Source organism: Lysinibacillus sp. FSL R5-0849, from assembly GCF_038595075.1.
GTDB lineage: Bacteria > Bacillota > Bacilli > Bacillales_A > Planococcaceae > Lysinibacillus > Lysinibacillus fusiformis.
Window position 1 is genome coordinate 2,551,521 of record NZ_CP152004.1, and the last position, 22,723, is coordinate 2,574,243.

General features: G+C 35.8%; 27 protein-coding genes and 1 riboswitch. Of the genes, 13 read left to right on the plus strand and 14 right to left on the minus strand.

The annotated features are described in order from the left end of the window. Nucleotides 1-34: 34 nt before the first annotated feature. A complete protein-coding gene (locus MKY80_RS12420) occupies nt 35-1,057 on the plus strand; it encodes a serine hydrolase domain-containing protein (protein WP_170844178.1) in 1,023 nt (340 codons plus the stop codon). Between the two features lie 105 nt (nt 1,058-1,162). Here MKY80_RS12420 and MKY80_RS12425 read toward each other — a convergent pair whose 3' ends face one another. Next, nucleotides 1,163-1,693 (minus strand): dihydrofolate reductase family protein, encoded by a 531-nt coding sequence (locus MKY80_RS12425; RefSeq protein ID WP_008177464.1) that lies wholly within the window; start codon nt 1,691-1,693, stop codon nt 1,163-1,165. A 100-nt stretch (nt 1,694-1,793) separates the two neighbouring features. On the opposite strand from MKY80_RS12425, the gene MKY80_RS12430 reads away from it, so the two are divergent. The 4 genes from MKY80_RS12430 to MKY80_RS12445 all read left to right on the plus strand — a co-directional run bounded on the left by MKY80_RS12430 (nt 1,794) and on the right by MKY80_RS12445 (nt 4,509). Then, entirely contained in the window at nt 1,794-2,738 is a 945-nt protein-coding gene (locus MKY80_RS12430; protein WP_342529500.1) for a YafY family protein, read from the plus strand. A gap of 94 nt (nt 2,739-2,832) precedes the next feature. Then, nucleotides 2,833-3,870, plus strand: coding sequence for a DUF418 domain-containing protein (locus MKY80_RS12435; RefSeq protein ID WP_342529502.1), 1,038 nt, complete (start codon nt 2,833-2,835; stop codon nt 3,868-3,870). A gap of 232 nt (nt 3,871-4,102) precedes the next feature. Further along, the gene (locus tag MKY80_RS12440; protein ID WP_089986997.1) at nt 4,103-4,348 is read left to right on the plus strand and encodes a hypothetical protein; all 246 of its coding nucleotides are present in this window, start codon (nt 4,103-4,105) and stop codon (nt 4,346-4,348) included. A gap of 8 nt (nt 4,349-4,356) precedes the next feature. Further along, nucleotides 4,357-4,509 carry a hypothetical protein gene (locus tag MKY80_RS12445; protein WP_164908717.1) on the plus strand — a complete coding sequence of 51 codons (153 nt, stop codon included), beginning with the start codon at nt 4,357-4,359 and terminating at the stop codon, nt 4,507-4,509. Between the two features lie 30 nt (nt 4,510-4,539). On the opposite strand, the gene MKY80_RS12450 is transcribed toward MKY80_RS12445, so the two are convergent. The 7 genes from MKY80_RS12450 to queF form a co-directional block, all read right to left on the minus strand. Continuing rightward, nucleotides 4,540-4,932: a RidA family protein gene (locus MKY80_RS12450; protein ID WP_008177454.1), complete on the minus strand. Its 393-nt coding sequence runs from the start codon at nt 4,930-4,932 to the stop codon at nt 4,540-4,542. Nucleotides 4,933-5,750: 818 nt separating this feature from the next. Beyond that, entirely contained in the window at nt 5,751-5,921 is a 171-nt protein-coding gene (locus tag MKY80_RS12455; protein ID WP_164908718.1) for a hypothetical protein, read from the minus strand. 158 nt (nt 5,922-6,079) lie between these two features. Continuing rightward, nucleotides 6,080-6,619, minus strand: coding sequence for a VUT family protein (locus MKY80_RS12460; RefSeq protein WP_239354726.1), 540 nt, complete (start codon nt 6,617-6,619; stop codon nt 6,080-6,082). A 45-nt stretch (nt 6,620-6,664) separates the two neighbouring features. Next, complete coding sequence (queE, locus tag MKY80_RS12465; protein ID WP_089986995.1) at nt 6,665-7,393, minus strand: 7-carboxy-7-deazaguanine synthase QueE; 729 nt, start codon at nt 7,391-7,393, stop codon at nt 6,665-6,667. Next, nucleotides 7,386-7,859 carry a 6-carboxytetrahydropterin synthase QueD gene (queD, locus tag MKY80_RS12470; protein WP_089986994.1) on the minus strand — a complete coding sequence of 158 codons (474 nt, stop codon included), beginning with the start codon at nt 7,857-7,859 and terminating at the stop codon, nt 7,386-7,388. Before queD ends, queE begins: the two co-directional genes overlap by 8 nt. 2 nt (nt 7,860-7,861) lie before the next feature. After that, nucleotides 7,862-8,521, minus strand: coding sequence for a 7-cyano-7-deazaguanine synthase QueC (gene queC, locus MKY80_RS12475; protein WP_107922640.1), 660 nt, complete (start codon nt 8,519-8,521; stop codon nt 7,862-7,864). A gap of 119 nt (nt 8,522-8,640) precedes the next feature. Further along, on the minus strand, nt 8,641-9,141 hold the full coding sequence (gene queF / locus MKY80_RS12480; protein ID WP_008177444.1) for a preQ(1) synthase: 501 nt from the start codon (nt 9,139-9,141) through the stop codon (nt 8,641-8,643). A 123-nt stretch (nt 9,142-9,264) separates the two neighbouring features. After that, nucleotides 9,265-9,311: riboswitch (PreQ1 riboswitch) on the minus strand. Nucleotides 9,312-9,683: 372 nt separating this feature from the next. On the opposite strand from queF, the gene MKY80_RS12485 reads away from it, so the two are divergent. After that, nucleotides 9,684-12,038, plus strand: a complete 2,355-nt coding sequence (locus MKY80_RS12485; protein WP_342529510.1) for a M13-type metalloendopeptidase — start codon at nt 9,684-9,686, stop codon at nt 12,036-12,038. A 222-nt stretch (nt 12,039-12,260) separates the two neighbouring features. Then, the gene (locus tag MKY80_RS12490; protein ID WP_139150622.1) at nt 12,261-12,512 is read left to right on the plus strand and encodes a hypothetical protein; all 252 of its coding nucleotides are present in this window, start codon (nt 12,261-12,263) and stop codon (nt 12,510-12,512) included. A gap of 110 nt (nt 12,513-12,622) precedes the next feature. Here the strand turns inward: MKY80_RS12490 and MKY80_RS12495 are convergent, their stop codons facing one another. From MKY80_RS12495 to MKY80_RS12505, 3 genes are all read right to left on the minus strand, one after another. Further along, nucleotides 12,623-13,378 carry a class I SAM-dependent methyltransferase gene (locus tag MKY80_RS12495; protein WP_089986991.1) on the minus strand — a complete coding sequence of 252 codons (756 nt, stop codon included), beginning with the start codon at nt 13,376-13,378 and terminating at the stop codon, nt 12,623-12,625. A 72-nt stretch (nt 13,379-13,450) separates the two neighbouring features. Beyond that, nucleotides 13,451-13,834: a VOC family protein gene (locus tag MKY80_RS12500; RefSeq protein ID WP_043990306.1), complete on the minus strand. Its 384-nt coding sequence runs from the start codon at nt 13,832-13,834 to the stop codon at nt 13,451-13,453. Between the two features lie 196 nt (nt 13,835-14,030). Then, entirely contained in the window at nt 14,031-14,792 is a 762-nt protein-coding gene (locus tag MKY80_RS12505) for a glycosyltransferase (RefSeq protein WP_342529517.1), read from the minus strand. 659 nt (nt 14,793-15,451) lie between these two features. Between MKY80_RS12505 and MKY80_RS12510 the strand changes: the two genes are divergently transcribed. From MKY80_RS12510 to MKY80_RS12520, 3 genes are all read left to right on the plus strand, one after another. After that, the gene (locus MKY80_RS12510) at nt 15,452-15,730 is read left to right on the plus strand and encodes a hypothetical protein (RefSeq protein ID WP_089986989.1); all 279 of its coding nucleotides are present in this window, start codon (nt 15,452-15,454) and stop codon (nt 15,728-15,730) included. A gap of 478 nt (nt 15,731-16,208) precedes the next feature. Next, a complete protein-coding gene (locus MKY80_RS12515) occupies nt 16,209-16,529 on the plus strand; it encodes a DUF4183 domain-containing protein (RefSeq protein ID WP_043990304.1) in 321 nt (106 codons plus the stop codon). A gap of 198 nt (nt 16,530-16,727) precedes the next feature. After that, nucleotides 16,728-17,126: a hypothetical protein gene (locus tag MKY80_RS12520; protein ID WP_043990302.1), complete on the plus strand. Its 399-nt coding sequence runs from the start codon at nt 16,728-16,730 to the stop codon at nt 17,124-17,126. A gap of 84 nt (nt 17,127-17,210) precedes the next feature. Here MKY80_RS12520 and MKY80_RS12525 read toward each other — a convergent pair whose 3' ends face one another. Beyond that, on the minus strand, nt 17,211-17,429 hold the full coding sequence (locus tag MKY80_RS12525) for a hypothetical protein (protein WP_008177421.1): 219 nt from the start codon (nt 17,427-17,429) through the stop codon (nt 17,211-17,213). Between the two features lie 560 nt (nt 17,430-17,989). Next, nucleotides 17,990-18,460, minus strand: a complete 471-nt coding sequence (locus tag MKY80_RS12530) for a hypothetical protein (protein WP_043990301.1) — start codon at nt 18,458-18,460, stop codon at nt 17,990-17,992. 144 nt (nt 18,461-18,604) lie between these two features. Here MKY80_RS12530 and MKY80_RS12535 point away from each other — a divergent pair, with 144 nt between their 5' ends. The 3 genes from MKY80_RS12535 to MKY80_RS12545 all read left to right on the plus strand — a co-directional run bounded on the left by MKY80_RS12535 (nt 18,605) and on the right by MKY80_RS12545 (nt 21,296). Continuing rightward, nucleotides 18,605-19,237: a hypothetical protein gene (locus MKY80_RS12535; protein WP_008177415.1), complete on the plus strand. Its 633-nt coding sequence runs from the start codon at nt 18,605-18,607 to the stop codon at nt 19,235-19,237. Between the two features lie 803 nt (nt 19,238-20,040). Beyond that, nucleotides 20,041-20,277: a hypothetical protein gene (locus MKY80_RS12540; RefSeq protein WP_008177407.1), complete on the plus strand. Its 237-nt coding sequence runs from the start codon at nt 20,041-20,043 to the stop codon at nt 20,275-20,277. Nucleotides 20,278-20,978: 701 nt separating this feature from the next. Continuing rightward, a complete protein-coding gene (locus tag MKY80_RS12545; RefSeq protein ID WP_239354728.1) occupies nt 20,979-21,296 on the plus strand; it encodes a tyrosine-type recombinase/integrase in 318 nt (105 codons plus the stop codon). A gap of 88 nt (nt 21,297-21,384) precedes the next feature. Here MKY80_RS12545 and MKY80_RS12550 read toward each other — a convergent pair whose 3' ends face one another. After that, the gene (locus MKY80_RS12550) at nt 21,385-22,590 is read right to left on the minus strand and encodes an EAL-associated domain-containing protein (RefSeq protein WP_043990300.1); all 1,206 of its coding nucleotides are present in this window, start codon (nt 22,588-22,590) and stop codon (nt 21,385-21,387) included. Nucleotides 22,591-22,723: the final 133 nt, after the last annotated feature.

A 22,723-nucleotide genomic window follows, 5' to 3' on the forward strand; every position in this document is an offset into this window, starting at 1 on the left:
TTATCATACAAGAAAAACTAGGAGTCTATATTATATGCTGACAATTTATGACCGTATGGTGCAGAAACAAATTACAGGGCTTAGTCTTGCTTTTATTAAACATGGAGAGATTCAAAGAACTGAGTGCCTTGGAGTGTTAGAAATTGGGTCAATGGATTATGTAAATGAGGAAACCATTTTTAATGCCTGTTCGATTAGTAAATTATTGACAAGCATTTTAGTGCTAAAGCTAGCAGAGCAAGGAAAAATCGACTTAGATGAGGATATTAATCGTAATCTTCTCTCTTGGAAGTTGCCAGAGAGTGAGTATACGCGGGCAAAAAAAGTGACAGTACGAAGCTTATTAAGTCATCAATCTGGTATTGTTGATCCAGCAGATAGCTTTTCTCCCCTACATTCTTTGGCTCAATGGCCATCAATGAAGGATTTATTACAAGGTGCAACGCCTTATTGTCAGAGTCCAATCGTAAGCACACTTGAACCCAATCAAAAATTTCATTATTCTGATGCAGGCTATTGCATCATTCAATTGCTAATTGAGGAAGTCACAAACACGCCCTTTTCTTCTCTCATGGACGACCTAATTTTTCAACCATTAGCTATGCATCACAGCTTTTTTTCATCTTCACTCCCAATAGCTCATACAGCAAGTGGGCATCATAAGGATGGTACTAGAACGATACCAAGCCACCCGTTGTATCCTTATGATGCAGCATGTGGCATTTGGACGACACCCTCGGATTTGGCTAAGTTGTTAATCGATATGATGCAAACATTTAAAGGAAAAGGAAAACTAGGTCTGACAGCTCCTACCATGCATGAACTCATGCATGCACAAGGTTGTAATGAATCTGTAGGGCTTGGCGTATTTCTTGATGGCCAAGGTGAACAAGTTGAAATTTCCACTTTAGGCTGGGGTGTTGGCTATCAGTGCATGCTAGTTGCTTACCCCTATTTAGAAAAAGGCTTTGTTGTAATGTCTAACACGGATTCAGGTGTCCATCAAATGCAAGGAATTATGGGTGATATTTACCGCTCCTTTGTCTTGTCGGTTTAACGAAAGGTGAATGACTATATAAGATGTCTTACATTTATATAAATGATCCCATGAAAAAAAGGATAGATTTTCATCATCTATCCTTTCCTTTTAATCCATAGTATCTTACGCTTCTTTCTTCACCTTGTAATGCATTTGAACCATTTGACCGTATCGCTTTATCTCAAGCAGTTTTAAATCTTCAAAAGGTCGGGGCTGTTTAAATAATGGAATACCTGCCCCTAATAAATGTGGGGTAATGGTGATGATCCATTCATCAACCAACTGCTCCTGTAAAAAAGCATCCAATATATCAGCACCACCGACCATCCAAATTTTTGTGCCTGGTTGTTGTTTTAAATTCTTAGTAAATGCCACCAAATCCCCTTGAACAAACTCCACATGCTCAACTTTTCCCGTTTGAGATTTGCTGAACACATAACATTTCTTATCAGGGTATGGGAATGTATCATTATGTTCCATGATATAATCATATGTTCGTTTTCCCATTATAACGGTATCAATTGTTTGATACATATCCGTATAGCCATTATCCCCTTCTCCCTCTGTTTCTTCCAGCCACTGTAAGTCATCATTTTCTTTCGCTATAAACCCATCTAAACTTATTCCGATAAATACCACTATTTCTCGTGACATTATGTCAGCTCCTCTTCTTTTGAAAATCTTTTGTACAACGTCTATACTAAACATAAAACATGACAACTATTGACATGTTTAATTAAAAAGGTGAAAAAATATGTCCAAGGCTAAACGATTAATTGATATTTTGTTATTTGTCAGCGCTAAAAAGCAATTTACAGCCCAGGAAATTGCCGATGCCTTCAACATTTCGGTACGAACTGTACATCGCTATCTGTTAGATTTAAGTGATATGGGGCTACCAATTTATGCGGAGCAAGGAAGAAATGGTGGATATACAGTGCTTTCAAGTACAATCCTTCCCCCTATTTTATTTACAGAGGAAGAAGCGGTCGCTATTTTCTTTGCGTTCCAATCGTTGCACTATTATCGTGATTTACCTTTTAATACGGAAATGAAGTCCGTGTCACAAAAACTATACGAATCCTTGCAGAAGGAGGCTCAAAAAAAGGTAGGTAGTTTGCAATCCTATATAGCCTTTTGGAACCCTAAACGCGCTATATCTACACCACTATTATCAGATGTATTAGAAGCGATTATTAACCATTCACAATTAGACATTCAATATGAATCAAAATCAGGCATCACAACTAAGCATGTCCATCCCATTGGGGTGTATGCGCATGACGGCTTATGGTATATGCCTGCCATTCATTTACAAACAGAAAAAACCCTTCTATTTCGAGTCGATCGCATTCATTCAATGCATGTAAGCGATAAAGGCTATGAGACAACTGTTCATTTACAACAATGGCTAGAGAGTCCCCATGAACCTCAGCAGCCTATACGCTTACATGTTGAATTAACTAGAGAAGGTGTAAGACAGTGCAGAAGTGAGCCAAACTTTGAGAAGGTATTGGTTACTAATAGCAATGGAACTGGCTATATCGATATGATGATTGATCAAGGAGAGATTCACTTTATTAGCTCCTTTTTTTATCGCCTAGGTCCGGATGCGATTGTCCAAGAGCCGCCTGAATTAATTCAGCTTTTGCGGAAACATGCGCAAACCATATTAGCGACATACCCTCTGGACAGCTAATTCCTATATGACGATTTTGTAAGATTCACGTAACCTTCATCGTTACTAATTTTTAGGAAATGTCTTTATACTTGGTTGTAAGGAGGAGATAACGTTGCAACCAACCGACAACAACAAACGTATTGATACATTAGATTACTTAAGAGGATTTGCCTTAATTGGTATTATTTTAGTAAATATCCCTGCATTGATGTGGATTGCACCACCCCAATTAGCTAGTGATATTGCCTATAGTCAATTTCTTACACTTTTTATAGAAGGTAAATTTTTCATTATATTTTCATTTTTATTCGGGATCGGATTTTATCTTTTTCTTTCCCGTGCAATGGCTAGAAACGATAGAGCCTATGTTTTATTTAGTCGCAGACTTCTGATCTTATTACTAATGGGTATTATTCATTTCTTTTTTCAACCAGGAGAAGCTTTAACTGTCTATGCCATCTTTGGCTTTTTAGCTTTACCTTTTTATAAAGTGCGGAAAGAAATTAATTTGTTAATTGGGCTCATCCTATTAGCCCTTACAGCTTATTTTGGAATGAAAATCGTCATGCCCTTCCCACTAATTTTACTAGGTTTAGCTGCTGGCCAATATCGCCTATTTGAAAATATCCCACTACATCGAAAGAAAATTCTGCTAGCGACAATTGTCATGTTCCTTGTTAGCATAGGTAGCTGGTTGTATCAATGGCAGTATGTCCCTACAGCCAATGTGAATATCGATCAATTATCCAAAATTCAGCTAGAAGAGCATATTACGAATATGGAGCAATTTGCGTTAATTGGATTACAGTTTAGTCCGTTTGTTTCAGCGTTTTACATGGGAGCCATTATCCTATGTCTACAAAGTGCACTATTCCAACAACTATTATCACCATTAAAGGCTTATGGACGCATGGCTTTAACGAATTATTTAGGGCAGACAGCACTCATTTTAATCATTGGTCATACATTCCAACTAATCGGGCAACTTCGATTCATCGAGTCACTATGGATTTGTCTAGGTATTTATGTTTTCCAATTGATTTGTAGTAAGCTCTGGCTACACTATTTCCGCTTCGGACCAATGGAGTGGCTGTGGCGAATGGGGACCTATTGGACAGTCCCTCCCCTAAGAAAAAGAAAAGATTCTTAGCCAAGGATATATACCTATCAACCTAAAGTGAAACGTCATATATTGGTAATGTACCCTACTCGCTTTCCATCTTTGCTCATATCTTCAGCAAGATACACATCCCCATTTTATTTGGTCACTTATTTTTCAATAAGTGACCTTTTTTGGCTGCTATTCACCTTTGTTGCTCTGCACCTGTCTCTTACAGCATGCATACTATGTAAGTAATACCCTTTTTTGCAGGGAGGATTTTATGAAAACTAACAAAGGCTATCGGAGTAGTGAAGGAACTGAATCAGTGAGTCAAGCAGCTAAGCTGGCTGTTATTGCGGGAGCCATCACAACACTAGGTGATGCACTAGCGACCATTGCAGCAGGTCTTGCTTTGGAAGATGAGTTAAAGGAAAACGAAAGTAAAAATAATGATATTGATAAACTGCAAAAACAAATTGACGATTTAAATTATGAAATGAAGCAATTAAAAAAAATGTTCCGATAGTGGTGGCAATGGACGAAAAAAGACGACAATATTCAACTGATATTGTCGTCTTTAAATTGTACAATGATAAAGTTAAGCAAGTGAATGTCACTACTGGTGGACACTTTCCGCAAACGGGACCGCCCTTCGTTCCAATCATCCTCGTAAAAATAAACGTTTAAGGTGATCAACGATATTAACGAAGCATCAAATTATTTAGCCGCCCAAATTTCAAGCTCTATTTTAATTTCTGGTAAACCTAGTGCCGATACGTAGGCTATGGTCATGGATGGATAGGATTCTCCAAACATACATTCCCATTGCTCGTAGAAATGATCCCAATCTATTTCCTCCGTAGCCCAAATATTGACCTTTACAATGTGAGTGGCATCCATTCCCTCTGAAGCTAAAATTGTTTCAATATGTTGAAAGGTATTTATAATTTGTTCCCATAATGTCTGTGGTAATTGATCATCTTGGCCCAAACCAATTTGACCTGAAAAAGCATACATTGTCGCATCTTTTGGAATAATTGTGACATGACTATATTTCCCGACAGGTTTAGGTGCCTGCATTGGATTTTTACGCACTAGTTTTGATTTCATGTTGAATCTCCTTTAGGTTTTTTGTTTTTTTCTAAAAAAGGACAGACTTATCCCTTAATCAACTATTCTAGAAAAAAACAGCTGTGGAGAATCCAATGCCCATGCTTAAAAAACGTATAGATCTTTTTTTCATAAGCCTTCTCCCCCTCTACCTAAAGTTATTTCCATGTTACCATTTCTATCCGTATATTTTCAATTTATAACTGAAACTATTCAGGAGTTTCTTTTTATGATCTTTCAGGCAATTAACTATTTAACGATAGCGAACCTAACATATAATTAATAGTGTAAAGCTAAATTAGCCTTACACCTCCGAATTGTTACTAGGGTTACTCCATCCCAAGTGACCCTTCCTTTTTTCATAATTAAAACTAGGTGCTCTCTTTTTGGAGTACCTAGTTTTTTGTTAATATGCGTGTTCATCCATAGAATATCATGTCAACCTCTACAATTTTTCAACAAACTACCTTTAAGTGCGGTATGCATAGTTACCATGTTAGTACTAAATAAAAACGGAGAGCGATTCTCTATGTACAGCCATAATAATCTTTTCTCTTTTTACAGTTACATGGTATATAATTTACAAAATAAGTAAATGATGTGTTTTGTAAGGGGGAAATCGCTATGAACACTAATGTGACTAAACCCTTTATTCCATCCCCTAGTTCATAGCGATTACCATTCTTAAAAAATACAGGTCTCCTTAGAGTACCTGTTTTTTGTTATAGTTTTTAGGACAATACCCTTTACTACATGTTGACAAGCATAACTAAAGGACTTGCAGTGATTTCGACTTCAAGTCCCTTGATAGTATCTTGTTATTTTTTTATACTTTCTTTAATTTCTTCTAATAATTTTGTTTGTCTTTTAAGTTGCTTAGTCGTACTAATAGCAAACCAAATGATAAAAACAATCGGAATTATGTAAAACAACAGTCCTAAAATTGAAAATAAACTAAAAATAATATCTCCACTATTATATTTATTCAAAACCAAAAATCCCCCTATCTTTTCTATCTATAAAGAAAAGCTTAGCATACTCGAGCTGGATTTGGCATAAAAATGGAAAAATCAATGTCATATAACTATTACTCAATAAGGCTACTCACTTTTCCCATAAGAAGCGAGTAGCCCTCTACTACAAAGAATTAGCCTGAAATAAGACGTTTTTCTTTTATTGCTCCCACTTGACCGAGAATTAAGGCACCGAACATTTGTATAATCGTCTTCACAATAATTTGTCCTAAAATAGCGGCTGGTACTGCTTCCCAAGGTAATATATTGGCTCCAAGTGGACTCAAACCAATGACAACGAAAATTGCGGAATCTAGAAACCCTCCAACGATTCCACTGTATAACACTCGCCAAGCCATTGGTAATTTCAGTCGAGTATAGATTTCAGTATCAGCTGTTTCAGCGACAACAAATGAGACAGCCGATGCTACCACAATTAAAAGTGTATCCCCCAGTATGAATGACACGACTGCTGATAAAATTAAAGCTGCTATAATAAATATATACGTCTTTGCTCGTCCATATTTATTTTGCACAAGGTCGCGAAAAATAAAGGTCGCCCCAATTAAAAGCGTCCCCATGGGAACAATAAACATCCCAAACTGCAATGGCGCAAATGCCGCCGTTACTACATTAGCGATGACAATCGATAATAAGTAAAATAAAATTCTCAACCTACTACTCCTCCAATAAATGTATAGACATTTTGTAATGGCACACTATACACCTCTTTTATTTCCCCATACAAGGGCATGTAGCTGTGGCAATACTTTGACATCTTTTAATTCATCATCTTTCATCACTCTACCAATCAATGCATGATATTTTTCTAATAAATCGTTTATTAATCGTGAATTGTCAATCGTTGTGAGATCATCATTTCCAACTTGCAGATAAAAAGGAATCCTTGGAAATCGATGATGAATTTGTTTGGCAAAATCATAATCCTCTTGATTAAAAACGACTATTTTGAGTGAAATATTGTGATTCCTATTTCCCCTTTTAAGTTTGTCTAAAATATCAGCGAGCACCGAATGGTCAATGGTCATTCCTGAACTAGGTGGCTTTGGTGAAATTGTCAATTCATCAATGTCATACATCCAGTTTTGCCACCTACTGCCCTGTGTTTCCACTCCGATCTTTATACCGTTTTCTTTTAAAATGGCAATAAGCGCTTCTAAATTGGGATAAAGGGCTGGATTGCCACCTGAAATCGTAACAAATGAAAAGCCATGCCCTCCAAGGCGCTTCAACTCAGACCAAATCTCTCCCGCTGTCATTTGAACGATAAGATGTTTTCCGCTCCCGTCCCAAGTAAATGCAGAATCACACCAAGAACAGGAATAATCACAGCCCGCCGTTCTTACAAACATGGTCTTTTGGCCAACTACCATTCCCTCACCTTGAATTGTAGGTCCAAAAATCTCGATAACAGGTACCTTACTCAACCTCCATCCACTCCCGTCTTGCTTCTGCATAACTTGTCGGAGTTTCATAAAGCCTGATAAACTCTACGCACGCACCGTTTTCTCTTTGTTCTTCATGCAAGGCCTCTACCAATTTTTCGTATATCCAAACAACGATATTTTCTGCTGTCGTATTCATAGGTGGAAGCGTTTCGTTTAAATAACGATGATCCAAATGAATGTCGATTTTTTGTTTCCATATTTTTTTGATATCGCCAAAATCAATCATCAAGCCACGTTCATCTGTATATCCGCTCAGTCCCAATACGACACGATACGTATGACCGTGTAAATTTTTACATTTCCCCTCATATTGATGTAAATGATGAGCAGCATCGAAGGTAAATTCTTTACTTACAAGCACACGCTTAGCATGATAGTTCAATTGATTGCTTTGAATATCTTCACCCATTTTTTGGAGCTTATCGACAATTTTAAAATCTAACATGCCTAAAACTCCTTCCTATTGCTTAAATAATCATCAAGCCCTTTTTTTCGCAGTTTACAGGCTGGGCATTCCCCACAACCATCTGCTATTACACCGTTATAGCAAGTCAATGTTCTCTCCCGAACAAATTCAAGTGCCCCAAACTGATCAGCAAGCTCCCATGTCTGTGCCTTATCTAGCCACATCAGCGGCGTATCAATCACAAAGGAATCATCCATCGATAAATTTAACGTTACATTCAAAGACTTAATAAAAACGTCTCGGCAATCCGGATATCCGCTAAAATCTGTTTCGCATACACCAGTTATGATATGCTTAGCTCCTACCTGGCTCGCTAAAACGCCCGCGAATGAAAGAAAAAGAAGATTCCGTCCAGGTACAAACGTCGATGGAAGCTCCCCATTTTTACCGTCTTCCACCTTAATGTCTTGCCGTGTTAATGCATTCGGAGCGAGCTGATTTAGGAGAGACATATCAAGAATGTGGTGCTTGATACCGAGCTCCTCTGCTATCAGCTTCGCACAATCAATTTCTAGACGATGCCTTTGACCATAATCAAAAGTGACTGCCTCAATCTCTGCAAAACGTTCTTTTGCCCAGAACAAACAAGTTGTACTGTCTTGACCTCCACTAAATACAACAATTGCTTTTTCCTGCTTCATCCATAAAAACTCCCTTTGATTGAAAAAACAGCACTCTAAGAAAAAGTGCTGCCTTCCCCTTAGTTTTTTTAAGAGGGTAGCTAAAAACCTCTTTTTAATTGAACTTACCAATTCCTCATTTATCGATTATCAATTTTTTCCGGATTAAGATCGTGGTTCATTAAACGATAACTTGCGATTTCCTCGTATTTAGTTCCTGGCATCCCATAGTTACACCACGGATCAATTGAAATCCCCCCACGTGGAGTAAATTTCCCCCAAACCTCGATATATCGTGGGTCTAGTAATGCAATTAAGTCATTCATAATGATATTAACGCAATCCTCATGGAAATCACCGTGATTTCTAAAGCTGAATAAGTACAACTTTAGTGATTTACTTTCAACAATTTTTTTGTCCGGAATGTACGAAATGTACATCGTTGCAAAATCAGGCTGATTGGTAAGCGGGCATAAACTAGTGAACTCAGGACAATTAAACTTGACGAAATAATCCCGATTGGAATGAAGATTATCCACTGCCTCCAATACCTCAGGGGCATACTCAAATGAATATTTCGTCCCTTGATTACCTAATAATGTTAAATCCTGCAGTCCTTCTTCATGGCTTCGACCAGACATAAAAAAACCTCCTTGTTAAATGTTTCCCAACACTTTTCAAGAGAGGCTTCACCCATTCGTCTATTCAAACATACGTCTAAACATAAAAAAGCCACGTCCAATATGGACATGGCATAGTGTCATGTTTCCATAGTTTTTTATAGAGGGTATCAGCTATGAACCTCTCCCGTTTAAGTCCGGGCATTCTTTTCCTCCATATAATACGAAAAATAGTACGAAACGTCAAATGGTTTTTTTCAAGCAAATTTCTCCGTCATACTTCTTTGGTAAAACAAACACAGTTATACTATCCTATCATTTAGCAGTACATGAAACCTTCAACTGAGCATAGATTTATTACTATTCGTATAAAATAAAACCTTAACAATTTATTTCTCCGCTCTATTTGCGCAAAATTAGCTAGATAATGCTCTCTTGAAGCGAAATAGCTCCTAACATATTTTCAAACTAAAAAAAATCAACTACAATGTAAAAATGGTAGAAATTCTAAAATCTACCCAATTACCTTTATTTATACAAATTCACTATGAAGGAGCACGAAGATGAAAAAGAAGTTTTTATCCTTACTCATGGCCATTATAATGGTCCTATCAGTAAGTGTAGCGGTGTATGCCGATGAAAAGTCCCCACCAGCGACAAGAGGAGAGATTGTTAAAACCTTGTTGGTAGCAGCAGATGCATATCAATCAGGACTAAATAAAGAGGCGATTATACAAGGCTCAAAAAACAAGGATTTACGAGAAAATGAGCCAGCCAAGAAAGTTGAAGCCTTAGTTATGTTGAGCAGAGCGTTCGGCGAATTGCCAGAGCCTGTTGGCAATGATCTTCGCAGTGGCACATTTGGAGTTAAGTACACTGATGTACCTACTTGGGCTAAAAAAGATATCGATAATCTGACAAAAGCAGGCGTACTGACGGGCAACCCTGACGGCAAGTTAGGCGCAAATGACCCTATTACAATTGATGAGTTCCAAAATCTGATCGCCAGAATATGGACACTTAAAGGCTCCCACTTACATGACGATTTTTATGAAGCAATCAATAAAAAATGGTTAAATAGATCGACAATTCCAGTAGGAGAAATCATGGGCGGTGGTTTTCCTGAGCTTCAAAAACAGAATACAGATAAAATAGAAAAAATAATTACTGAGCTTTCTGGCAAACAATTTGCAGAAGGAACGAAAGAACAGAAAATTGCCGACTTCTATTCGACGGCATTGGATACAAGCAATAGAAATAAACAAGGGATTGAGCCTATTCAAAAATATGTAAAGGCAATTGATGATGCTAAAACCCTTGATGATCTTGTGCAAGCAGATCTTACCCTAGAGAAAGAATTGGGTCTAAGCTCACTATTTAGCTTTGCCATCATGAATGATGCGAAGAACAGCAGTAAAAATGCTCTGTATTTCACTGGATTAGCTACTGGTTTAGATAAGAACAGTTTTGTAAGCGAAGACGCTAATGCGAAAAAGGCCTATATTCAATATATGACTAAGCTTTTAGTCGTGTCAGGTGAGGAAGAGTCTGCTGCAATAGCATTCGCCGAGAAAATTTACGAAATGGAAAAAGCCTTAGCTTCCGTATCGCTTGATCCTCATGAACAAGGCGACGTTACTAAATACTATAATCCATATTCAATCGAACAATTCGATAACATGTTCAAAACCGTAGATATGAAACAAGTTTTGAAGTCGATGAAAGTTGACAGTGCAGATAAAGTAATCGTATTTGATGTGAAGCTGGCACAAAAAGGCGCAGAGCTCTTAACTGACACTAATCTTAATGTGCTTAAAGCCTACTCTAAAGTACAACTTCTTATGGCAACTGGCGGTCTGTTGTCAGATGAATTCGGAGATGCTGCTAATGAGTTTGCGGCAACATTATACGGAGTTACAGGGGAAAAAACAGATCAAGAAATCGCAGTAGCTAAGACAACTAGTACAATGAGCGGCTATTTGGAGCAAATGTATGCCGAACAACATTTTTCTCCAAAAGCTAAAAAAGATGTTGAACAAATGGTAGATCAGTTAATTGCTACGTATGAGGAAAGAATCAAATCTCTTGATTGGATGTCAGAAACAACAAAAGCTAAAGCCATTAAAAAACTGGATACGATGATTGTTAAAATTGGTTATCCAGACAAATGGGATACGACATTAGACAAAGTAGCGATCAAAACATATGACGAAGGTGGTTCGCTATTCTCTAATACCTTCACAGTAACGAAAGCTTATATTGATAACACGAAAGCCAAGCTAGATAAACCGGTAGATAGAACGCAATGGGTAACGAGCGTATATACGGTAAATGCTTTTTACAACGCTCTTAATAATGAAATTACGTTCCCTGCTGGTATTCTTCAAGCGCCTTTCTATGATATAAATGCTAAACCTGAAGAAAATTATGGTGCCATTGGCATGATTATTGGCCATGAAATCAGCCATGCATTTGATAACAACGGATCTGCATACGACGAAAATGGCAATGCAAATAACTGGTGGACAGAAGAGGACTTTAAAAAGTTCGAAGAGAAAAACCAGAAACTGATTGAGTTTTATAATGCTATAGAGATTATCCCTGGTGTTTTCAATGATGGTCAGCTTACATTGAGCGAGAATGGCGCTGATTTAGGTGGAATGGCAGCTTCACTGCAAGTTGTATCCCAAATGAGTAATCCAGACTATAAAGCATATTTCGAAAGTAATGCAGAAATGTGGAAATCCACTACTACAAAAGAATTTGCGGCAATGCTGAGCAAAAACGATGTACATTCAGCCAATAAAGTTCGAGTAAACCGCACGATTGTAAATTTCCAGGAATTCTATGATACCTATGGAATTAAACCTGGAGATGGCATGTATATAGCTCCAGAGGATCGAGTTTCTATCTGGTAAAACGCACAGTAGAACTACTCTTACATCCGTGTAAAAAAGTTCAATGACTGTCTGGAGAAGCTCTTTTTAGAGTAATACTGCTTTCTCTAAGATTGTTGTCATTAAAACAAATAGGCAGATTTAATCTACAGAGCTTGTGGATTAAACTCTGTCTTTTTGTTTTAAATTTATGTTGCTTCAATTCAATATACCATGGCTACTTTTTTCATTTTTGACAATCGAGTGGATGTTACTCAATCCATACCTTATGAAGCATCACAATTTGTACTTTATGCGGATAAAAAAACATCTTTCACCCACACTAATGGTGGAGGTGAGAAGATCATGGGTAATAATAAACATAAGAATAATAAAACACAAGACAACAAAAAACAACAGAATCAAAATCAAAATGCTAACAGAGAGCGTGAAAACCGAGAAGAGTTCGCTGAGGAAGTAGATTTCAGTCGTATTCAAAATGAAAAAAATAAGTAATTCATGTGGAATTACCCCCAATATTCACTTTATAAAGTTGAATATTGGGGTTTTTATGACTATCAAAAAAATGAAAATCATTTCTGGTTAGGTTGATTTTAGCAACTCTTTTAGACATTACCTAAATAGCTTCGCGTTATATTTTGGAGAACCATTTTTCCATTGTTACTGTATTTTTCGAATAACTCCGACAGTAAGTAAACGAATTCTTTATATTTTTTTTCATGTTTTTTGGGAGCATACGATGCTGATAAATTCCTTCCCAAGAAACCTTTATAATCAAATACTAAATCATTTTGATACTTTTTAAACTCATACTTTCCATCCTTAAAAAAGCTATTAAAAACGTCTTGGGTTTCTTCCATTCCACCGCTAAATCCTTTGAAATTTGAACATGTCCTTTGGCAAATTTCTGCATTCTCTTGAATAATCGGACTAGTTAAATCTCTGCTATTCCACACAAGAGCAACATTAGCCTTTTGCCTTACTATTCGTTGGCATTCAATTTTAAATGCTTTTTTATCAAACCAATGAAATGCCTGTGCAACTGTTACTAAATCAACGCTATTACCTTTTAAAGTAGTGTTTTCGGCAGTTCCTTTTATTGATTTAAAACGAGAATGTATGCTTAATGACTCCTCAGCCATCTTTCTCATGTCGTCATTTGGCTCTACTCCTATAACATTCATACCTTTTTCCAGCAGCTGACGGCTCAATATCCCCGTACCCGAACCAATATCGGCCACTATCTGTTCTCCTTTAAGTTGGTTAGCTGAAAGCAAGTAATCAATATATTCATTAGGGTAACTAGGACGATATTGCGCATATATTTCAGCCTTATCTGTAAAATTTTCAGTTGTTTTCATAGTACTACCTTCCTCCCTTTACTATTCAGTACGATTGGTTTTATCCAGAAAAATAGCTGCCTATATAAAGTGCTAAGTGTTTTTACAAATCATTAATACATTCCCATCTAGATCTTTGAACACAAAATAAAAATCATCCTGTATTTCTGTCACAAGTTCAACATGATGCTCCTTCATAAATTGATAAGAAGCTTGGAGATCATCCGTTACAAGCTGAATGGATGGGACTTGATAGGTGGCAATATCACCATCCTCTTTTCTCCACTTTGGCATAGCATCTAAAATTAATCCTGCCGTTCCTTCCATAGGTGCCACGAATAAATGTCCAAAATGCTCTTCTCCCCCTTCCAAACCCACTATTTTTCTGTACCATTCTATTGCCTTCTCTAAGTTACGAACTGGGATAAACACAGCACCGATTCTGTTTTTAATGGGCGTATTATTAGGTGTAGTCAACTTACATTCTCCTTTCATAAAGCTTTACATTTACTGTTGAATTCTACATCCCCTCATTTTTTCCCTCTATTAGTGAAGGTATATCACTATCGATCAATACAAACGTAAAAAAAAGCGTTAATCGAATGAGGATTAACGGCACAATGGTTTCTTTATTCTTATCTCTCATACTTGAAATCTAGCTTAAGACCATTCTTTATCTATCTTGATTTTCATAATAGGCTTCATCCGCATATTTTCGGTCAGTTCCTTTCAGATAGGCTAGGATGATTGATGGACGTTTAAGTAATATCCAATCTCCATTTTTATCAAATTTCCTACTTGAAGTGATCATTCCATTTTGAATGGTCCCAAATTTTTTCCCACTCTTTTTGCCCAACACTTTTAATCGTTTAGCGAAATCTGCATCTTCTGCCATAAGCATTTCTTCATTAAAACCATTAATCAATTTAAAGTCCTTTTTATAACACCAAAAGATCCCCACAGAAATAGCTCCATATTTAAAGAATAATGGGCCAATTAGTAACAAAGCTGAAACAAAAATTCCTAAGGACATTCTTTCAAACTTTCCTGTAACTCCGCCGCCAATATACTTTCCTGAGCTTAAATACTCCTCTGCCTTTGACAACACATGATCATTCATCAGTGTATCTGCATCAATCGTAACGATGATTTCACCTCTCGCTATTTCAACACCAGTGTTCCTTATCTTAGAAAGGTTCTTGTCGTCATTCTTTAATACGATACAATTATACGATCTTGCAATTTCCTCCGTTTTATCCGTACATCGATTTAATATAACAATGATTTCAACTTGATTTTCAAATGGTTTAGAAGCTTTTAAGATGGATTCTATGCATTTCCCAATGTACTGTTCTTCATTATGCGCGGGTATTACAATTGAAAATTTTATAGCCTCCTTACTTTTTTCTTCTAAAGAGTTCTCTTTTTCGCCCATACATTATCTCCCCTTTAAATGAAACCATTTTTATTTCTGTAACAGTGACTTGACACAAGAGTGAATGTTGTGAAAATGAAATCGAAGTGACACTATCTATTCATTCCCACTGCCAAACACCACCCTTATAAGGAATATTATCTCATTAAATATCGACCTGAACGAATCAAAATTTGAAATTTTTTCTAATTATTATGTATTGCAGTTTCAAGACACTTAGAAGTCTTTATCCGCAGCAAATTAGGAAATATTTTATACATTTATTGAGCTCTTAAAAAATGTAAAATAACGGCAATTAATCTTTCCGCTTTGGGAGCCATATCCTCTCATTTTAACTCTTCAAAATCACCATGGTTATTGTAATTCACTTTCTGGTCTCGCGACTAAGATTGTCTTATATTCTTCATCTGGAAAAGAAAATACTCTTTTATAACCAAAAATGGTACATTAATAAGGACTGAAAGTACGTTGTGTTGAATGAGCTCCACCATAAACTATTTTGAGAAGTAACGTGCGATGATGCTGCGGCTTTTCGTAAAAAGGACTGATAAGATGAAAAGATTTATGTGGACTATCAGCGACATACCAAGCTTGTAAGGAGTGCCGATACATCCCTTGACCTCTCTGCAAGCTTGGGTTTCTCAAGGGAGCTGATATGAATGAAAAATCGATCAAGGGCCTATATTCGCCATCAAAGAGAGCGAATGATTCAAAAGAAATGGGCTATTTTACAGAATATTATGTTACGGGAAAATGAATACATGCCTGTACGGGGTACATTGAGCAAAGGTAAAGTGCATTGCTCTTGTAGAATGTGCCGCTATGAGCAGTATCATTCGATTCCAAAAACCAAACATAAAGCAAGGTTAAAAGCTATGGAACAGGAAATAGACGAATATGTCTATTTCCTTTTAGCATGCTGTTCTTTCTTTACATGATCTTGCCCTTACAAAAAGCATATCGCTTGGAAATAAAAAATAATTTCCCGGGTAAGCGCAAGAAATGACAAGTTTAGTCTTCGCTAGCAACACTAAGCGACTGATTTCATCATTATCCATGACTTGCTTAAGTGATAAAGCAAGTATTTTCCCTCATACTATTCCATTTCATAATTAATTTCCACATGAATTGTATTTATTTCCTTACTAAGAATGTCTTGCCATCAATACGTTAATGTAGTGTTGTTCGAGCATCTGCCACTCTCCCTTCATCCTATATCAAATTTTCTTTAATAGACATATTGCCAAACCATCCTCCATATTCAATTCATATAATATTAGAGGAAATAAAGTAAGTTGCATTTTCTTGAAAACTTTCATTTTCTAGTGTGATAACAATCTACTTTTGGACTTGTATAACAACTTCGTAAATCTGATTTTCTCACTAAAGATTATTTTTTTGAAGGGAGGTGAAAAAATGGCACTTTCAATTATAAATATCCATGTAAATGTTACAGGAACTTCCACTAAATTCTTTAATATTTTAGCAGCAAATTTAGCTGTCACAGATGGCACGACTATTGCTGCAACTGCCTTTTTAAATGATAGTGGAAATGCCGCTACTGCTTTCCCAGTAGTCAATAATGGCTACTATAATTTCTATATTAATGGGGTATTACAGGAAGGTGGCTCCTATACAGTTTCTGCAACAGAGTTAACCTTTAACGACGTTACGGGTACACTCACTGCCGGTACGCCTTTAGTAATAGAAGCGGTAGAATTAGTTACACAAACGTAATAACTTAGTAATTCCCATTATTTTATGTTCGAGGGTCACTACATCCCCAAGTGACCCTTAAATTTCTTAAAGGAGAAATCACATTAATTTTTCTTATACTTTAATAAAGTAATAAACAAATAAAAAGTTCATAGAATAACATTGCATCATTCATTTGATTACGATGGATACTAAAATATTGAACGAAGGAGAATGACGATGAGCATTGAAATTATTAAACTCGCACCAACATTATTACATGTGTTTAAAGCTGGTGAGTTGATTCCAAAAAAAGAAAAGCGCATTATTTATGGACAAGCTACATCAGACGCAAATGGTATCGCTACCTTGTATGTTACAGACAATGCATTAGCGAATGGCAATCCTTTGTTATCAACTATTGATTTCGCAGTATCAAGCGTTTACTCTACAAATGCTTCGATTAATTTAAGACCTAGAGTACAAATGAGAGAGAAAAATATTGCTGCAAAATATGTCTCTGCTAATGTGACAAATATTAGTGGTGTGACGGTATTAGGCATTAGTGTATTGGGGTCTGAAAATCCAGTAAGCGGCGTTATTGTCGACTTTATGGTTCTAGGCAGCTTTGATCATTAATAGAAATTATGGAGGTTTTTCATTGATGATGAAATAATGAAAAAAGGATGCCCAAAAAGAAGAGCCTTTTTGAACATCTTTACTTTATTGCAAAGGAATATTCAATTCAATATTTTTCCCAATAGGATTGACATAATAGTTTAAATATATTTTTGCCTTTCCATTATAATCTTCAAATTGTGTCGTTTCCACTACGTATTGCTCATCTCGTGAAATCGGAATACCTTTGAACTCTAACAGCGTACCATCTTCTTTTATTGCATCAGAGAACATTAAAAATTCACCTTGATTATCCTTATTCATCTTTACTGATACACTTTGCTCCGCCGCGGAAATATCACCATTAAAATAGCATCACGCCCATAGCATCTTGCTCATTTTTAATATATGTAAAAAATATCCTCACCCATTTCAATAAGGGAAAGTATCACTTCATGATCCCCCCGCATAGCAGGCTGCTCTAATTCAAATTCCATCCTTTTCGCCTCCTTCCTCCATTAGACGGAGTGATTCTTCTTAACGTTCAAAACCTGTAAAATTTTCTTTTAAATTGGAAGTGACAAGGTTCTTATCATAAGTATTTTTCACAAATAGAATAAAACCAGTAAAACACATCTTTCTGTGCCTTACTGGTTTTATAGAAGCCTACATTTTATGAGTGAGAGAATTCCAAGCTCGATGTTTCAGTGTTCCCCTCTTTGTCATTCTCAGCTACTAAAGCGCAAAATGATGCATTTTTCTTTCTCTCGTACCCCCATGGTCATCGGTTATCCTGCTACCATTTGTAGAATCGTCGACCATTTTTTTGAAGAACGGCCGCCCCTATGATTCGACCACCACGTAAAACATTTATAAATTATTGTTTATCGTGTATACACACCTATGAAACCATCCTCATTCCCATTATTAAGAAGTTTGATTTCCTCATAGGGATTCTTCTTGTTACTTTCTAAAAGAAATAGCTTTTTGTTATTTGTGCTACTTCCTTCTGTAGTTGTATAGGTAAAAGTTAAAATTTTCTTTTCCTTATTATATTTAAAAGAGTAATCAGAGTAATTCTTTGTAGTTGAGTTTATTAAAATATATGTTTTATGTTCATTTTCATCGTAAGCATAAATTCCATCCTTTAACTCTTCTCCAAATATGTTAAGAACCTTCTTACCTTCTTCATGATTAGCATCCAGTTCTAGTACTCTTAAATTTTCTAAATTTGTATTTTCTGAAAGAACAATTTCGGGATTGTTCTCTTCATAGTTTACATCCACTTTATAGCTGCAAGCCGTTTGCATTAACAATAATCCAAGTAAAGCACAAAATGTTAACCTCTTTTTCACGACTCTTTTTCCACCTTTTTATAAAATTTAATAATTTTGGTCAATACTTACATATTATACAATAACCTAAACTAGTATATACAAACATTGCCACTTAGTATATAATGGAAATTGAATTACAAATACAGGGGAGGTTGTTAAAAGATGACAGCAATTACTGGAAATAAGTTACTTAGTTCGTTGTTCTTTAGCTTTGTGTTATTTTTAGTTTTTAGTTGCAGTAGCCTTTTAGTCCATGCAGCCGAGAGTGATTCAGAATTACTACCCTTTGAAGATTTAGAATTTGTGACAGATGCTAGGTATAGCGTACCAACAGAAGACGGTGGCATGATTTTGTTTGAATCAGAAGAAGATTACCAATCTTATCTGAATAACAGCATACAACCTTTATGTGCTACATGTAATCAAACAACTCAGACAACACTTGAAAAATACACTGTTTCACGTGCATTTATTGGTTATCACCCCGCTACACCAGGTTGGGATAAAGTGAAAAGTGTATCCATCGCTGGTGGAATCACTTGGAGTATAAACGGCTCCTTTGCACAAGGTTCATCAACGTTCGGTATTTCATTTTCACATAGTTTTACGTCTACAAGGACTTATGAATCGCAGTACCCTACTAAATATATCCGTGTTGGTGTTAGAAAAGATGTTATTTACCACAAAGTAAAAAATGTAGTAAGAAATCCTATTGGTACAATTATCAACACGTATATTACTGAAACTGCAACCCCATATGGTGATACGTATACCGAGTTAATGTATAGAAATTAAGTAGCTATTAAACTGTTGTACAAGTATAAATATCATGTTACGAAAACCCAACTACAAACTTTTTTGTAGTTGGGTTTTTAAATTAACGAATGTATTGAAAGCAACTCAAGCACACTCTTTATTAATTAAAATAGAATAAATCCTTACGTCAATTGTGGGGTACAATCATACGTATCCCCCACATTCCTTGCTAGTTAAGCATTTCTAGACTTACCTAAAAATATTGTGTTCATAAACGTCAGGTTTTTAATTAAGCTTCTTTAATTTTGAAGAATGGTGTAGTTAAAGTAATTCTAATAATTATTTTTAAATCAATGTTTGTAATAAGGGGTTATTAAAGTAATTCAAGTGGGGTACAAGAGCATTGGGATAGGACTTATGATCCTTTATTTTATAATTGATACTATATCTAAACTTTAAATAGACAACCCTACTATATAGATCATATTTTTCATTATTTTATAATCATCTCCTTTATTATTAACTCCTTGTTATGTGTAACAATAATAAGTTGGCCAAGTTGTTTTTTTCCAAGGATTCGTGCCAAAATAAGTAGTGTAAAAAAAGAAAATAATGTTCTAAGAGTCATTTCCCAAAAATTAAGTGTAAAAAAGTGATCCATTCAATACTTAGCTCCTTAAACCGTTGTTGAATAATAGCATATACAAGAAACTCCTTCTAAAGCTAAATTTTTGAGAATTTGTTCAAAGATCATAAACCAGCCAATTCGAGCTGTAGCGTGTGCGAACGCTGCGGCTTTTTCTATGTTATAATTTACATAAAATACATAACGAGGTAATTTAATGGACATATTTACAGATATATCAATTGTGGGAAGTCTGTGGTTTTTTATACCACCACTGATCTTACTGCCAGTTGTAATGATAGGATGTGCAATGATTTATAAAATCCTATTGGGCAGCATTTTGCCAAAGAAGGTTTACAACTTTTTGCTTGGTCCTATTGCCCTGTTGGGTTTCATTATTTGGGCAATCCCAATGAACATGGGATTTTATGAGTTTTTTAGAGCTATATTATAGTCGCTCTTTTTCTATTCCAAAGGCAATAAACTATAGAACCTAAGTTAACTAAGCATATAAATAGTAGTGTTAAGCTAAACTAGTTTAACTTGAAACCTCTCGAATTGTTACTTAGGGTCACTACTATCCCGAGTGACCCTTTATTTTTTTTGAAAGCTGTAGCGTATGATGAAGCTGCGGCTTTTTTTCTATTCACTTTTGTCGTATTAACAAGACCATTAACATTCGTCAGTATTTACCTGACCTAAATTGACATATAATAACGTCGGGGAAATAAGTTTCTTATTTTTATCGCTGACGGATCGCCGTGTGCGATGAAAGTCGCCTGCACGGTGAAGGCTCGTTATAAAACCTTGATATAGACAAGGTATAAAACGAGAATAGCTTAACACCACCAGCACCAAGCATCACCTCTGATTTTACGTCAACGTCAATTACTATATACTTGGAACCAAATGCAAATTTTAAAGTGTATCAAGTTATCAACGGAAATATTGTATTTTCTTATTATTTTCCTTTCCCAAATAACGATGGAATAATAACCCATCAAAATCCTCAATTTGTTTCTGGTTCATCTTGGTGCGTAACACAAGTTGTAAATGGAGTAGAGAGCCCTTATTCAAATACAATAACGTTTCCGTAAAATTTTTTTATGACCTCACCATTCGGTGGGGTTCTCTTGTAAAATATGGTGTATTGAAATGAAAAAAATTTACAACGTTGAATTAAAAGAAGATGATTATTTATTTATTACTGCTAACCTAGAACCAATTAGCAGTAATTATATATCTAAAATGTTTAATGCTTTAAAGAAGAAACATGATTTTGAACGTTTCTCAGCACATATTCTTCGCCATACATTTGTAAGTATTCTTATTGCAGAGGGAACCGCTGTAACTACAGTTGCAAAAATCATTGGGGATACTCCTGAAATGGTGATGAGGGTATATACACATTCCCTCGCGGATGAGGAATTAAAGGCAACACAAATTCTTTCTTCTTTAATTAAAATTGAATAAATCATGATAAACATCAAATTTGGGGTACAAAGTGGGGTACATTCATAAGTTATACCCCACAACCCTTGTTATATCAGCATTTCAAAGCCTATCTAAAAATATTGTGTTCGTAAAGATAGTCATAGGAAAGGTCAACAAACAAGTATTCATGTTCGTTGATAGCAATTGAAAAGGTTCTTGTAATTTCGCCTGTTTCAATATCACGATAAAGCTCAGAGATTTCGCCACTTTGATCGTTTCGCATTTTAATAATCGTTTGTAAGAAGTATGGGCGCCAGCTCCAATTTTTGTTGATGGCACGTGGCTGCAACTCCCAATTTCCCTCTATTCTCATGACGTTCGGCGTTAATTGGAAGCCATCCTCATTACAAATATATAGTCTGAAAGAATAGTTATCCAGTAATTCAGCTAAATGCTCTAATTGTGAGGTATTATCACTCGTTGGTTTCACACGGTGTACAATCGCCTCTAATTCTTCTCTTAATTTCTTTAGCTGCAAAAATTGTGCCTCTAGCATTTTCTTTTCAGACGTAATAAATTGCTGACATTCTTTTTTAAAGCGTTCCTTTAATACCTCTTTATCGACAAGATTCATTGCAGGATTGGCTAAATAAGGACCTTGATAATAGCGTCCTCCGTTTTTCCAAGCAAATTGTAGCTGATAAACCGTTTCAATATCTTCGAATAATAGATTCGCACCTATTTTATAGGCAAGACTGCCAATAGCAGAAATCATATCGGATTGAGCAGACCAAGAATCATAATTTAAATCACGTGTATTCACTTTTAAAATATGGGGCGCCAATAACGCAATATGCTCTAAATGACTTTCAGCTCCTACTTCCTGAACAGCGATTTTTACCCCAAATGTCGTAAAATACCTCAGTGCATGGTGCAGTTTATTAATATCTCCTAAAAATCGATGCTCAGATACGACAAATACAATGCGGTTTAAATCTTCTTCTCCAATATATTGTTGGATGATATTAAAATGACTTTCACCAAAATCTTGCATCAATAAATTGGGGTTACTAGGAATGTATATATCAATATCTGATGCAATTTCCCCAATTTGGGCTAGTGCTGCATGCAAAATTTTATGTTCCATATCTATTCGATATTCTTCTGGAATATCTTCATTATTAACGAAATCCTCTAAATTAATTTGCTGACCTTCAATTTGTAGATGTCCGGAAATTTCGTAGGCTATCACCGTATGCGCGTCTGCGCTAAATATCGGCTGATAATACCCATGTATTTGATCTAAATTCGTTAACACTTCAATTGCGTCCATCTTCGAAACCTCCATTATGAATAACCTTTTATTTGTTATTCAAAAATAACATTTCATAGTCTTTTAATAGCTAAAAAAATGCTCTCTGACTGTATAATAAGTTTTTTATTGTAAAATCGCAACTTCACTTATT

Bases quoted from the DNA above. Each gene is read 5' to 3' on its own strand.
- MKY80_RS12420 (WP_170844178.1), top strand. From the start codon at position 35: ATGCTGACAATTTATGACCGTATGGTGCAGAAACAAATTACAGGGCTT.
- MKY80_RS12425 (WP_008177464.1), bottom strand. From the start codon at position 1,693: ATGTCACGAGAAATAGTGGTATTTATCGGAATAAGTTTAGATGGGTTT.
- MKY80_RS12430 (WP_342529500.1), top strand. From the start codon at position 1,794: ATGTCCAAGGCTAAACGATTAATTGATATTTTGTTATTTGTCAGCGCT.
- MKY80_RS12440 (WP_089986997.1), top strand. From the start codon at position 4,103: ATGAAAACTAACAAAGGCTATCGGAGTAGTGAAGGAACTGAATCAGTG.
- MKY80_RS12445 (WP_164908717.1), top strand. From the start codon at position 4,357: ATGGACGAAAAAAGACGACAATATTCAACTGATATTGTCGTCTTTAAA.
- MKY80_RS12450 (WP_008177454.1), bottom strand. From the start codon at position 4,932: ATGAAATCAAAACTAGTGCGTAAAAATCCAATGCAGGCACCTAAACCT.
- queD (WP_089986994.1), bottom strand. From the start codon at position 7,859: ATGTTAGATTTTAAAATTGTCGATAAGCTCCAAAAAATGGGTGAAGAT.
- queC (WP_107922640.1), bottom strand. From the start codon at position 8,521: ATGAAGCAGGAAAAAGCAATTGTTGTATTTAGTGGAGGTCAAGACAGT.
- queF (WP_008177444.1), bottom strand. From the start codon at position 9,141: ATGTCTGGTCGAAGCCATGAAGAAGGACTGCAGGATTTAACATTATTA.
- MKY80_RS12485 (WP_342529510.1), top strand. From the start codon at position 9,684: ATGAAAAAGAAGTTTTTATCCTTACTCATGGCCATTATAATGGTCCTA.
- MKY80_RS12495 (WP_089986991.1), bottom strand. From the start codon at position 13,378: ATGAAAACAACTGAAAATTTTACAGATAAGGCTGAAATATATGCGCAA.
- MKY80_RS12505 (WP_342529517.1), bottom strand. From the start codon at position 14,792: ATGGGCGAAAAAGAGAACTCTTTAGAAGAAAAAAGTAAGGAGGCTATA.
- MKY80_RS12510 (WP_089986989.1), top strand. From the start codon at position 15,452: ATGAAAAATCGATCAAGGGCCTATATTCGCCATCAAAGAGAGCGAATG.
- MKY80_RS12515 (WP_043990304.1), top strand. From the start codon at position 16,209: ATGGCACTTTCAATTATAAATATCCATGTAAATGTTACAGGAACTTCC.
- MKY80_RS12520 (WP_043990302.1), top strand. From the start codon at position 16,728: ATGAGCATTGAAATTATTAAACTCGCACCAACATTATTACATGTGTTT.
- MKY80_RS12525 (WP_008177421.1), bottom strand. From the start codon at position 17,429: ATGAATAAGGATAATCAAGGTGAATTTTTAATGTTCTCTGATGCAATA.
- MKY80_RS12535 (WP_008177415.1), top strand. From the start codon at position 18,605: ATGACAGCAATTACTGGAAATAAGTTACTTAGTTCGTTGTTCTTTAGC.
- MKY80_RS12540 (WP_008177407.1), top strand. From the start codon at position 20,041: ATGGACATATTTACAGATATATCAATTGTGGGAAGTCTGTGGTTTTTT.
- MKY80_RS12545 (WP_239354728.1), top strand. From the start codon at position 20,979: ATGAAAAAAATTTACAACGTTGAATTAAAAGAAGATGATTATTTATTT.
- MKY80_RS12550 (WP_043990300.1), bottom strand. From the start codon at position 22,590: ATGGACGCAATTGAAGTGTTAACGAATTTAGATCAAATACATGGGTAT.